Origin of the sequence: Listeria immobilis, from assembly GCF_014322765.1 — a bacterium.
Classification (GTDB): Bacteria; Bacillota; Bacilli; order Lactobacillales; family Listeriaceae; genus Listeria; species Listeria immobilis.
The window spans coordinates 62,103-75,031 of sequence record NZ_JAASTZ010000010.1 but is presented as its reverse complement, the minus strand read 5'-3'; the positions used below and the strand labels follow the sequence as shown (position 1 = coordinate 75,031).

General features: G+C 35.0%; 14 protein-coding genes. 11 read left to right on the top strand and 3 right to left on the bottom strand.

From position 1 onward, the window contains the following. The first annotated feature begins 9 nt into the window (after positions 1-9). The 11 genes from atpD to HCJ50_RS09230 all read left to right on the top strand — a co-directional run bounded on the left by atpD (position 10) and on the right by HCJ50_RS09230 (position 10,166). Positions 10-1,431 (top strand): F0F1 ATP synthase subunit beta, encoded by a 1,422-nt coding sequence (gene atpD / locus HCJ50_RS09280; protein WP_185345740.1) that lies wholly within the window; start codon positions 10-12, stop codon positions 1,429-1,431. Between the two features lie 21 nt (positions 1,432-1,452). Continuing rightward, complete coding sequence (locus tag HCJ50_RS09275; protein ID WP_185345738.1) at positions 1,453-1,857, top strand: F0F1 ATP synthase subunit epsilon; 405 nt, start codon at positions 1,453-1,455, stop codon at positions 1,855-1,857. Between the two features lie 126 nt (positions 1,858-1,983). Continuing rightward, on the top strand, positions 1,984-2,220 hold the full coding sequence (locus HCJ50_RS09270) for a DUF1146 family protein (RefSeq protein WP_185345736.1): 237 nt from the start codon (positions 1,984-1,986) through the stop codon (positions 2,218-2,220). Positions 2,221-2,398: 178 nt separating this feature from the next. Continuing rightward, positions 2,399-3,691, top strand: a complete 1,293-nt coding sequence (murA, locus tag HCJ50_RS09265; protein WP_185345734.1) for a UDP-N-acetylglucosamine 1-carboxyvinyltransferase — start codon at positions 2,399-2,401, stop codon at positions 3,689-3,691. 158 nt (positions 3,692-3,849) lie between these two features. Beyond that, on the top strand, positions 3,850-4,845 hold the full coding sequence (gene mreB, locus HCJ50_RS09260; RefSeq protein WP_185345732.1) for a rod shape-determining protein MreB: 996 nt from the start codon (positions 3,850-3,852) through the stop codon (positions 4,843-4,845). A 21-nt stretch (positions 4,846-4,866) separates the two neighbouring features. Beyond that, the gene (gene fabZ, locus HCJ50_RS09255; RefSeq protein ID WP_185345730.1) at positions 4,867-5,301 is read left to right on the top strand and encodes a 3-hydroxyacyl-ACP dehydratase FabZ; all 435 of its coding nucleotides are present in this window, start codon (positions 4,867-4,869) and stop codon (positions 5,299-5,301) included. A gap of 250 nt (positions 5,302-5,551) precedes the next feature. After that, a complete protein-coding gene (locus HCJ50_RS09250) occupies positions 5,552-5,935 on the top strand; it encodes a single-stranded DNA-binding protein (RefSeq protein ID WP_185345728.1) in 384 nt (127 codons plus the stop codon). 372 nt (positions 5,936-6,307) lie between these two features. After that, positions 6,308-7,117, top strand: coding sequence for a LysM peptidoglycan-binding and 3D domain-containing protein (locus HCJ50_RS09245; RefSeq protein ID WP_185345726.1), 810 nt, complete (start codon positions 6,308-6,310; stop codon positions 7,115-7,117). Between the two features lie 128 nt (positions 7,118-7,245). Further along, on the top strand, positions 7,246-7,980 hold the full coding sequence (locus tag HCJ50_RS09240; protein WP_185345724.1) for a WecB/TagA/CpsF family glycosyltransferase: 735 nt from the start codon (positions 7,246-7,248) through the stop codon (positions 7,978-7,980). Position 7,981: 1 nt separating this feature from the next. After that, positions 7,982-9,106: an o-succinylbenzoate synthase gene (gene menC, locus HCJ50_RS09235; RefSeq protein WP_185345722.1), complete on the top strand. Its 1,125-nt coding sequence runs from the start codon at positions 7,982-7,984 to the stop codon at positions 9,104-9,106. 7 nt (positions 9,107-9,113) lie between these two features. Continuing rightward, positions 9,114-10,166, top strand: a complete 1,053-nt coding sequence (locus tag HCJ50_RS09230; protein WP_185345720.1) for a glycosyltransferase family 4 protein — start codon at positions 9,114-9,116, stop codon at positions 10,164-10,166. Between the two features lie 43 nt (positions 10,167-10,209). Here HCJ50_RS09230 and HCJ50_RS09225 read toward each other — a convergent pair whose 3' ends face one another. The 3 genes from HCJ50_RS09225 to HCJ50_RS09215 all read right to left on the bottom strand — a co-directional run bounded on the left by HCJ50_RS09225 (position 10,210) and on the right by HCJ50_RS09215 (position 12,624). Further along, positions 10,210-11,268: an LCP family protein gene (locus HCJ50_RS09225; protein ID WP_185345718.1), complete on the bottom strand. Its 1,059-nt coding sequence runs from the start codon at positions 11,266-11,268 to the stop codon at positions 10,210-10,212. 173 nt (positions 11,269-11,441) lie between these two features. Continuing rightward, positions 11,442-11,987: a GNAT family N-acetyltransferase gene (locus HCJ50_RS09220; RefSeq protein ID WP_185345716.1), complete on the bottom strand. Its 546-nt coding sequence runs from the start codon at positions 11,985-11,987 to the stop codon at positions 11,442-11,444. Position 11,988: 1 nt separating this feature from the next. Then, positions 11,989-12,624, bottom strand: coding sequence for a YigZ family protein (locus HCJ50_RS09215; RefSeq protein ID WP_185345714.1), 636 nt, complete (start codon positions 12,622-12,624; stop codon positions 11,989-11,991). Positions 12,625-12,929: the final 305 nt, after the last annotated feature.

The window sequence follows — 12,929 nt, the reverse complement described above, 5'->3', positions numbered from 1 at the left end:
AATAATTGCATGTCTAAAGGACAAGTAATCCAAGTTATGGGTCCAGTTGTAGACGTTAAATTTGAAGGTGGCAACTTACCTGAAATCTACAATGCCCTAGTTATTGAATATAAATCTGATGCAGAAGAAGCACCAACTAGCCAACTTACTTTAGAAGTAGCCATTCAATTAGGTGATGATGTTGTTCGTACAATTGCAATGGCATCAACAGATGGTGTTCAAAGAGGTATGGAAGTTATTGATACTGGAAGTCCAATTACAGTTCCAGTTGGTACAATAACGCTTGGTCGTGTATTTAATGTATTAGGAAACACTATCGATTTGGATGAGCCACTTCCAAACGATATCAAACGTAATAAAATTCACCGTGAAGCGCCAACTTTCGACCAATTAGCAACAACTACTGAAATTCTTGAAACAGGAATAAAAGTAGTAGACTTGCTTGCCCCATATTTAAAAGGTGGTAAAATTGGTTTGTTCGGTGGAGCGGGTGTTGGTAAAACCGTTTTAATCCAAGAACTTATTCATAATATCGCACAAGAACATGGTGGTATCTCTGTGTTTGCTGGTGTTGGAGAACGTACTCGTGAAGGGAACGATCTTTACTTTGAAATGAAAGACTCTGGCGTAATTGAAAAAACTGCCATGGTATTTGGTCAAATGAATGAACCACCGGGCGCTCGTATGCGTGTAGCGTTAACAGGTCTAACAATTGCTGAATATTTCCGTGATGAAGAACACCAAGACGTACTTCTATTCATTGATAATATTTTCCGCTTTACTCAAGCTGGTTCAGAGGTATCGGCGTTACTTGGTCGTATGCCATCTGCGGTAGGTTATCAACCAACTCTGGCTACCGAAATGGGACAATTGCAAGAACGTATTACTTCTACTAATGTTGGTTCTGTTACTTCTATCCAAGCGATTTATGTGCCAGCCGATGACTATACTGACCCGGCTCCGGCTACAACATTCGCCCATTTAGATGCAACAACTAACTTAGAACGTAAATTAACTGAGCAAGGTATTTACCCTGCGGTAGATCCGCTTGCTTCTACATCACGTGCTCTTTCTCCAGATATTGTTGGTGAAGAACACTATGCAGTAGCAACCGAAGTACAACGGTTATTACAACGTTATAAAGAACTACAAGATATCATTGCAATCCTAGGTATGGATGAATTATCTGATGAAGATAAGCAATCTGTTTCTCGTGCGCGTCGTGTGCAGTTCTTCTTATCGCAGAATTTCCACGTTGCAGAACAATTTACAGGACAAAAAGGTTCTTATGTTCCTGTTAAAGAAACGGTTAAAGGCTTTAAAGACTTACTAGCCGGAAAATACGACCATATTCCAGAAGATGCTTTCCGTTCAGTTGGACGCATTGAGGATGTTCTAGAAAAAGCAAAAGACATGGGCATTGAAGTCTGATAAAAACAGGAGGAAATACGTATGGGTTCATTAAAAGTTAGTATTGTTACTCCAGACGGCCCTGTTTATGAAGGCGTTGCTCAAATGGTTATAGCTCGAACAAAAGCAGGTGAACTCGGTATTTTACCTGGCCATGTTCCACTAGTTGCTCCACTTAAAATTGACGTAGTTCGTTTAAAAGTAGAGTCTGGTGAAGAATGGGTCGCTGTTGGTGGTGGCTTTATGGAAGTAAACGGTGAAGAAGTAAATATTCTAGCGGATACAGCTGAGCGTGAGCAAGATATTGATATCAATCGTGCTGAAAAAGCCAAAGAACGCGCAGAAGCAGAACTTAGCCGAGCGAAAGAACAAAAAGTGGATGAAGTAATGGCTCGTCTTGCATTACAAAGAGCTATCAATAGAATCCATGCAAAAGAACATAATTAAATATAAAGTTACTTCCTGGTATTTAATATCAGGGAGTTTTTTTATAAACTTATAAGTGCATTAGCTGTTTTTTCTAACCAGCATTTGTTAAAATGAGTAATAGCAAAATATGAGGAGCGAACAGAAGTGTATAATATTATTATGGAATCACCGTATATCATTATCATCTCACATTTACTATTTATAGTGATTACTTTTTGGGCATTACAAGCAATTAATTATGAAAAATTCATAAAGAAAAACCATGTAACACAAGCAAGACTATTGTTTGTTATTATCTCGATAGTACTTGGTTATACATTGAGCAGTTTCTTCTTAGATTATTTAGGAGCTTCTAAACAATTGCTTAATTTTATTGGGTAAAAAGTGGATATAGTAGCAAAAAATTAATAGAACTTTAAAACAACTTTAATATTAGGTTAAAATCAGTTGATATTTTGGGGTAATAAGTGGTAGAATTACTAAGATATGTTTAAATTAAAATTTTTATTAATAAAATTCGATAAATGATTTAGTTATTAGTAACGCGGAGGGGTTCTTTTTGGAAAAAATTATTGTACGCGGTGGAAAACAGTTAAATGGTTCTGTAAAAATGGAAGGTGCCAAAAATGCTGTCTTACCGGTAATAGCTGCTACATTACTTGCGAGTAAAGGTACTAGCGTATTAAAAAATGTCCCAAATTTGTCTGATGTTTTCACGATTAATGAGGTTCTTAAATACTTAAATGCGGATGTTTCTTTTGTAAATGATGAGGTTACTGTAGATGCAACTGGAGATATCACTTCGGATGCACCTTTTGAGTATGTGCGTAAAATGCGTGCTTCTATTGTTGTAATGGGACCATTATTAGCTCGTACAGGTTCAGCTCGTGTTGCTCTACCTGGAGGATGTGCTATTGGTTCAAGACCAGTTGACTTACATTTAAAGGGCTTCGAAGCAATGGGAGCAATTGTTAAAATAGAAAATGGTTATATTGAAGCAACTGCTGAAAAATTAGTTGGTGCTAAGGTTTACTTAGATTTTCCAAGTGTAGGTGCAACACAAAATATCATGATGGCTGCTACTTTAGCAGAAGGTACAACAGTGATTGAAAATGTTGCTCGTGAACCAGAAATTGTTGACTTAGCAAACTTCCTTAATCAAATGGGAGCAAGAGTTATTGGTGCAGGAACAGAAGTAATCAGAATTGAAGGCGTGAAAGAACTAACAGCTACAGAACATTCTATTATTCCAGATCGTATTGAAGCTGGTACTTTTATGATTGCTGCTGCGATTACTGGTGGAAATGTTTTAATTGAAGATGCAGTTCCTGAACATATTAGTTCGTTGATTGCTAAATTAGAAGAAATGGGCGTTCAAATTATTGAAGAAGATAATGGTATTCGTGTTATCGGACCAGATAAGTTGAAAGCTGTGGATGTTAAAACAATGCCACACCCAGGCTTCCCGACTGATATGCAATCTCAAATGATGGTTATTCAAATGCTAAGTGAAGGCACAAGTATTATGACCGAAACTGTTTTTGAAAATCGTTTTATGCATGTTGAAGAAATGCGTAGAATGAATGCTGACATGAAAATTGAAGGACATTCTGTTATTATCTCCGGGCCAGCAAAACTACAAGGAGCAGAAGTTGCAGCAACAGATTTACGAGCAGCAGCAGCGCTTATCCTTGCAGGTCTTGTGGCAGAAGGATATACACAAGTTACAGAATTAAAATATTTGGATAGAGGCTACAATAATTTCCATGGTAAACTGCAATCTCTTGGTGCAGATGTGGAACGTGTAGATGATTCTAAAATTGATACAAAAAACTTAGCATCTTTATTTTAATAAATGAATTTTGGAAACCGTATCTTCTGGATGCGGTTTTTTTTTCGTAAAAAAACCACAATGTCATAAAATATACATTCCGACATATCATAAATTATGCTATAATTCAGAATGAGATGTAAAAATAGGGATACACCACGAAAGGAGTTAAGTTATTAATGGCAAAGGATGTTGGTATCGACTTAGGTACAGCGAACGTATTAATTCATGTAAAAGGAAGAGGAATCGTTGTTAATGAACCCGCTGTCGTCGCTATAAATAATAAAACTGGTGAAGTTTTGGCTGTTGGAGCAGAGGCTCGAGATATGGTTGGTAGAACTCCAGGAGATATTACAGCAATCAAACCAATGAAAGATGGAGTTATTGCTGATTTTGATATTGTACAAGAAATGCTACGTTTCTTTATACAAAAACTCAATTTAAAAACATTTTTTTCTCGACCACGTATTTTAATTTGTTGTCCAACGAATATCACTTCTGTCGAACAAAAAGCAATTAGAGAGGTTGCTGAAAAAAGTGGTGGTAAACAAGTATTCCTAGAAGAAGAGCCTAAAGTTGCTGCTATTGGTGCAGGAATGGAAATTTTTGAGCCTTCAGGTAATATGATTATTGATATTGGTGGCGGGACAGCAGATGTAGCAGTGTTGTCTATGGGGGACATTGTAACAAGTCAATCTGTAAAAGTTGCTGGTAATAAATGGGATTCTGATATACTAAATTACATAAAGCGCAAATATAACTTATTAATTGGTGAGCGTACTGCAGAAAATATCAAGATAACAATTGGTACTGCGAGTCCAGGATCTAAGGAAGAAACTATGGATATTCGCGGTAGAGATTTAGTGAGCGGTTTGCCTAAAACAATAACAATCACTAGCTCTGAAGTAGAATCAGCTATTCATGACTCATTGCATTTAATGGTGCTTGCTGCTAAACAAGTCCTTGAACAAACTCCACCAGAACTTTCTGCGGATATAATTGATCGAGGAATTATTATGACTGGTGGTGGATCATTGTTGCATGGGTTAGATGAATTAATGACGGAACAATTGAAAGTACCAGTTTTAATCACAGAAAATCCGTTAGATGTTGTAGCGCTTGGTACTGGTGTTCTGCTTGATTCGCTTACAGCTAAAAAGCGTAGTTGGTTCTAATACTAAATTTGGAGGATTCTTATGTTAGATATTAAAAAAATTAAAGAAATATTACCTCATCGCTATCCTTTCTTACTTGTGGATAGAGTTATCTCTGTTGAAGAAGGAAAGAAAGTTACAGCTATAAAAAATATTACTGCAAATGAAGAGTTTTTCAATGGGCATTTTCCTAAATATCCTGTAATGCCAGGAGTGCTTATTGTGGAAGCGCTGGCTCAGACAAGTGGTATTGCAATGATGCAAAGTGAAGCAAATAAAGGTAAAATTGGTTTGTTTGCTGGAATTGATGGATGTCGTTTTAAACGTCAAGTTGTTCCGGGAGATCAGCTGTTACTTGAAGCTGTAATTACACGGATGCGTGGTGCTATTGCAAAAGCTCAAGTGAAAGCCACTGTTGAAGGTGAATTGGTTTGTGAAGCAGAAATTATGTTTGCACTAACAGATATACCAAAATAATAAATTGGCACTAAAACTCTATGCGGGTTTTGGTGCTTTTTCATGTTTTCAGAATAGCATGCGTTAAAAAAAGTTGCAATTTGCTAAAATGCTATTTTAATAGGTATTTTGATAGGGAAAATAGCTATTTTTTCTAGTGAAAATTACTATTTTAAGCTACTCAAATCAATTTAAAAAGCCATTTTAGCTATTTTACAAAAAAATAATTATCCAATATAATCGCTTTACATCAAAAGAAAGAGGCGATTTCATGATTAATCAAGTGACTTTAGTAGGACGTTTAACGAAAGATCCAGAATTAAAATGGACCACAGAAGATAGAGCCGTTTTGAATTTGACAATTGCTTTAAATCGTTTTGGGAAAAATAAACGTGTTGATAATGATGCAGATTTTATTCAATGTGTTATTTGGGGGAAAAGAGCAGAAGCAACGGCAGAATTTTGTAGTAAGGGGCAACTGGTTGGTATTGTTGGTGAATTGCAATCAAGAAATTATTTAAATAAAGAAGAGCAAAAAATATATATTACGGAGGTTTTAGTTCATCAAATTAGGTATTTATCTAATAGAAATAAGGAAGAACATGTTATTAATATTTCTCAAGATGACGACGAATCGTGTAATACTTTGTTATAAAGCATAAGTTTTTACAAGTAATAACTATAAAATAATAGGAAAAATAGCAGAATCTTTATTATTTTAGGTTGTATTTGTAATGGAAAAATTTTCCAATTATATTCAAGAAAAAATTTCAGTTCAATAAATGAAGTATTTTTAGACCTGTTATTTAATTTGCAAACCACAACCGGGCGTAATGATAGCAAAATAAAAGCTACATGTATAGCCATCTACAAGAAAAGTCAGATAATAACGCCAATTTACAAATATTGCAGAGAAACCAGTCGTTTATTAACTGCTGTCATACACGCTTAATTTTTTAGTAACCAAGTCGCTAGTTTCGTATGGTACGATTATTCTCGAAAGTTATCAAGGAGGGAAAATAATTACATGAAAAAAACAGTAGTAGCCATTGCGGCTGGTTTAATTATTGCAGGATCTGGTTCAACTCAAGCTTTTGCAGCTGAGTATAAAGTGCAAGATGGTGATTCACTTTGGAAAATATCGAATGAAAATAATGTTTCTATAAATCAATTGAAACAAGATAACAATTTGAGTTCTAACATTATCTTTCCAAATCAAACCTTGCAAGTAAATAATGGAGAACAAAAATCAACAACAAGCAATACTGAATATACAGTAGTTGCGGGAGACACTTTGGGACATATTGCATCAGATAAAGGTGTAACTGTGAACCAAATAAAATCTTGGAACAATCTTTCATCTGATTTAATTGTTGTAGGTCAAAAATTATCTATTGGAAGTAATGCTGTAAGTGTAACACCAACGAAGCAAAATAATACAAATTCAAATACTGCAGAACAACCAAAACAAGCTGCACCTCAAACAACACAAAAATCAACATCATCTAATGCAGCGTCATCTAACAGTTCTTCATCATCTCAAGGAAATGTATCAAAAGAGGTAACTGTAACAGCAACTGCTTACAGTAAAGAAGAACCTGGTATGGGACATGTTACTGCTAGTGGTATTGATTTAAATGATAATCCGCGTGTTATTGCAGTTGACCCATCTGTTATTCCTTTAGGATCTAAAGTTTATGTAGAAGGATACGGAGAAGCGATTGCAGCTGATACAGGTGGCGCTATCAATGGAAACAAAATTGATGTACATTTTAACTCAGTCCAAGAGTGTTACAATTGGGGCGTAAAACAAGTTAAAGTACAAATTTTAGACTAATATATTTTAATTAATAAGGCTGTAAATAGCATAGTGCTACTTACAGTCTTTTTTTGTAGATTAAAAATAGGAAAGCAACCCTAATTTATGATAAACTTATATTTAATAAAGTATTTTAGGAGATACATATGAAAAAGAAAGTAGTTTCAATTTTAAATATACCTTTTTATAATATAACTCAGGCTGGATTTGTGGAAAAACTCTATGAAGATGTGCAAAGCGGAGAGAGGAAGTTTGTTGTAACGGCTAATCCTGAAATTGTGATGCATGCTAGCACAGACAAAGAGTTTGAAGCTGTTTTAAAGCAAGCTAATTATATTGTTCCTGATGGAATTGGTATTATAATGGCTTCTGAAAAACTAGGTAATCCTTTAGAAGAACGAGTTACTGGATATGATACCATGATTGGACTGCTTGAAAAACCGCTCCGTTGCTATTTTTTAGGTGCTAAACCAGAAGTCAGTCAAATGGTGGAAAAGAAAGTGAATGAAAAATATCCGAATGTGGAAGTTTGTGGTGTCCATCACGGATATTTTGATGCTTTAGAAAGTGAAATAATTGGCCGAAAAATCGTTGAAACGAAACCGGATATCGTTTTTGTTGCTTTAGGTTCACCCGCGCAAGAAAAATGGATTTTATCGCAAATAACCAATTTTGAAAAAGGGATTTTTATTGGCGTTGGTGGGAGTTTTGACGTACTGACGGATAATGTGAAAAGGGCTCCGCAAATTTGGATAAAATTGAAATTGGAGTGGGTATATCGATTGCTTTCAAATCCATCAAGATGGAGACGTTTTTTTGCGATTCCTCAATTTATGTTTGCTATTAGAAAAGAAAGTAAACGCTTGAAGAAGGGGGAGTAGAATGCGATTCCAAAAAGCAAGATTAATCCATGCAGAAATTCCACTTTTGAAGATATTTAAAACAAGTTATGGAGAATTAAAAACTAAGGATTTTTATATTATTGAATTGATGAATGATGCTGGAATATGCGGATATGGGGAATTAGAAGCTTTTCCATTACCTGATTATACAGAAGAAACCCTGGAAACAGCTATTTTGATTGTTAAACAGCATTTATTACCTAACCTTGTGCAAAAAGATTTTGCTGCTCCGGAAGAAGTGCATCAAATTTTTAGCTGGGTTCAAGGTAATGAAATGGCGAAAGCGGCAGTTGAATTGGCGGTATGGGATGTTTTTGCAAAAGCAGAAAAGAAATCTTTAGCCAAAATGATTGGTGCGACAAAAAAATCTATAGCTGTAGGTGTTAGCATAGGAATACAAGATAGTGTAGATTCTTTAGTTCAGTTGGTGGAAGAATACCAAAATGAAGGTTACGAACGAGTGAAAATAAAAATCGAGCCAAACAAGGATATTGCATTTATTAAGGCGGTTCGAGAAAAATTTCCAAAACTAAGCTTGATGGCAGATGCGAACTCAGCGTATAATAGAGAAGATTTCACTTTGCTAAAAGAGTTAGATCAATTTGGCTTAGAGATGATTGAACAGCCATTTGGAGTGAAAGACTTTGTTAATCATGCTTGGCTTCAGCGACAATTGAATACACGGATTTGTTTAGACGAGAATATTCGCTCCTTAGAGGATGTTCAACAAGCGCATCTCCTTGGAAGTTGTCAGGCAATAAATTTAAAATTAGCACGTGTTGGTGGGATGGTTGAAGCACTCAAAATAACGAGGTATTGCGCTGAAAATGATATAATTGTTTGGTGTGGCGGAATGCTTGAAGCTGGTATTGGTAGAGCTCATAATGTAGCGCTTGCAGCAAGAGCAGAATTTAATTTCCCAGGAGATATTTCTGCTTCAAATCGTTATTTTCATGAAGATATTATTTTCCCGGAGTTTACATTAGAACAAGGTAGATTAAATGTACCTGATGGATACGGGATAGGTGTTGGCTTGAACCATAATGTACTACAAAAATACACAAAAACAACAGAAGAAATTTTGTTAAATAAAGGACGGAGCTGAAAAAATATTGCTGTTATGGAGTATACTAATTAGCTTTGCAGTTGGTATTATTATGGTACCAATAATAAGGAAGTTTGCTTTTCGTATTAATGCTGTTGATGTTCCACGTGAAAGGCATCAACATACGAAAACGACAGCTAGTTTAGGTGGGCTAGTCATATTTATAAGTTTTACTGTAGGAATGCTTTTGGCTCCTATTGATAAATCTGGATTTGCTCCGATTTATTTTGGTGCGTTAATTGTTATTGCTACTGGATTTATAGATGATTTATTTGATTTATCACCCAAATGGAAGATGTTAGGGCAAATTCTGGCAGCGCTTTGTGTGACTTTTTGGGGAGATATTACGATTAATTTTATTAACGTGCCTTTTTATGGAGAGTTGGACTTTGGGTATTTTGCAATTCCATTATCTATTATTTGGGTCGTGGCAATTGTTAATGCGTTAAACTTAATAGATGGTTTGGATGGATTAGCTGGCGGGATTTCTATTATTGCTTTAATGACAATTGCGGGTATGGCTATTCTACTTAAAGACGCTTTTGTAGCTCCTGTTGCTTTAATTCTTGTTGCTGCGGTTGCCGCTTTTTTAATTTACAACTTTCCGCCTGCAAGTATTTTTATGGGAGATACTGGCTCTTTGTTTCTTGGCTATATGATTGCTGTTTTATCACTGATGGGCTTCAAAAACGTAACCTTTATTTCACTTTTAGTACCACTAATTATTCTAGGTGTACCTTTATCCGATACATTTTTTGCAATTATACGTAGGTTAAAAAAACGGATGCCAATATCGTCGGCTGATAGATCGCATATTCATCATAGGTTAATGGCCTTAGGTTTTACAGAGAAACAAACAGTACTGTTAATTTATTGTATGGCCTTACTATTTTCAATGGTAGGATTTGTATTTTCCTTCTCAACCGCCTGGGGAGCAGTGCTTTTACTTATATTACTAATATTTAGTATCGAAATTATTGTAGAATTTATTGGGCTGATAGGAGAAGATTATCGACCGATTCTTAATTTGCTTCAAAAAATCCACAGGAAAAGAAAATAGCAAAAAACATCCAAAACCGGAATTCCGATTTTGGATGTTTTTTTTAGTTGGAAGTTTCTGTTGTAGTGGACTCTTCGTCCGAATAAGGTGTGGCGTTTGAAAATGGTTGTGTAATGCCAAGTTCATCAGCGAATTCGTTGGCGACACTTTGAACAGAATCGTCATTTAATTGATAATAATAAATGCCATTCATTGGAGCATCAGTACCTTCAAGATTAAGAGACTTAATATCAATGCTATTAGTTGTTCCGAATTTTGCAATCGAAAGCATTTGATTAAAAGTTAAGTTGGTTTTCATATTATCACCAACAACTTTGATAATATCGGAATACTTACTAATAGAAGAAAGGGACGTTGCTTCACTTACAATAGCTTTTATAATTAATTGTTGTCGTTTACCACGCTCAATATCACTATCAATATGTCTTGTGCGGGCAAGTGCTAAAGCTTGTTCACCATTTAGATGTTGTTGACCTTTTTCAAGTGTGATGGCCCCTGCTTTATCATTAGAATCTTGTTCAGTGAAACTTACTGGAACGTCAACATCAATTCCACCTAATGCATCAACAATTTTAAGGAAGGCATCAAAGTCAAAACGAACATAATAATCGATTGGAATTTGGAATTCTTCTTCTACTGTTTGCATTGTGAGTTCAGGTCCGCCGTAAGCGTGCGCTGCATTGATTTTAGTATACTTATCAATATCTTTTTTGGAATCTTGAATATGAACGTAAGAATCGCGAGGGATACTTGTCATTTCGACACGAGAGTCTTTTACATTGAATGTTGCTAAGATAAGTGAATCACTTCGAGGATTTCCGTCTGATTCGCGTTTAGCGCTTGTATCAACTCCAATAATTAAAATAGAAAAACTATCTTTTATAGGCTCAATATCACTTGAGCGAAGTGTAGAAGCTTGCCCATTTCTTACATTATCAAAAGAGTTGTCAGCGGCTAGTTTTGTTTTACTAAAAAGGTAAGTACCATATCCAACTCCTGCTAAAACTACACACATAATAGGTATTAAAATCCAGAATAGTATTTTTCGTCTGCGTTTGTATTTCTTGCTGCTTCTTCGGCTGTCATCCGTGCCTGTATTCATATATTAATTCTCCTTATAGTTACTTTTCTATGTTTCATTGTATCATTTGTTAGAATAAAGAATGTTACGCTTGATTTACGTTTTCTTTATTTTTTAACTTTTATTCATTATACAGAATTTAATAGGAAAAAAATACAAAAAAGTTACTATCTTTCAAAAATGTAATATTTGTCCTATCCCAGTGTTAAGCGATAATTACTAATTTCACATATTTTCCCAGAGTGCAAATCCAATTCTTTGTCCGTAGAAATAAGCTGGAAGTTCAATTTTTTGAGTAATTTTATGGATGCGACATTTTCGGGAAGTACTTTGGCAGTAATATTCTTATAGGGTAAAAAAGGTTGAGTGATTTTTAAAAATGCAGTTAAAATTTCGAACATTAACCCTTGCCTCCAGTAATTTTGAGCAAGTTCGTAGCCGATTTCAATCATTTTTGTAGAATTATTAACATCGTTTATTCCTAATGACCCGATTGCATGGAGTGGATTTTTAGTATCGAAAATTGTGTATCTACATGCATTTGGTTCATTCTCAATGGCCTGAATCATTTCTTCAGCTTGTAAAATGGTAGAAAATTTTTCGATATTCATAAATTTAGCTACTTCGCTATCCGACCAAATATCAAATAAACTTGTAGCATCTGCTAAAGTCGTTTTTCTTAGAATAGTTCTTTCTGTGGAAATGGTTACTGGTAATTGGAAAAATATGTTTGTGGACATGCTAAGTGACATCCTTTTCTCTATATTTTTGTGGACCTTCTTGAGTCTCAATTTGACCATTAGAAATTTCTGTTATCCAATGAATGAAATTAATTAAATCATCATTATTGACAAAAATGTGAAGAACTACTTTTTCTGTGAATTCTTTTTGGTCAATTTGATAATTTTTTTGTTCTAGGGCATTCTCCATTTTCCCAAGAAGAGGATAAGCAAATGTGCATTTTACGATTGTAGCAAGTTTGCATTCGACTATACCAATAGCTTGAACAGCGTCACTAACAGCGCTACCGTATGCACGAACGAGGCCTCCAGCGCCTAATTTAGTACCACCAAAATAACGGGTAACAACTGCCACAATATTTTTTAAGCCCTTCTTTTTTAAAACTTCTAACATTGGAACACCAGCAGTTCCGCTTGGTTCGCCATCATCATGTGCTTTTTGATATTGGTCGTTTTCTCCTATAATATATGCAGAACAATTATGTGAGGCATCTCGATGTTCTTTTTTTATTTGTTGAATAAACGCTTGTGCATCAGATTCGTTTGTAACTCGCATAAGGTGACAGATGAAACGAGATTTTTCAATGATTATTTCATGTGTCCCATTATGATGAATGGTTAAATATTGATCTAACATAGGAAACCTCCAAAAGTTGATGCGTTTAGCTAGCTTTTATTTTATCTGAAAGTAAAGCAATTGTATAGATATTTTTCTGAGTACAGCGGGTGAAGTAGTGGCAAATTCGTGTTATAATAAAAACTACTATTACTTTAGACTAGTTTTCAGCTTCTCTTTATAGGCATATAGAAGTAATTTTCTCGTATTATGCAGTATAATGGAGATAAAGTTTTTCTGAAAATAACGTAGTCAGAGTAAAAAGTACTTAAAAGAGAAAAGTTTATTGCCAAATTGTGGCAGGGATTATAAGGTTAAGTGGTTTC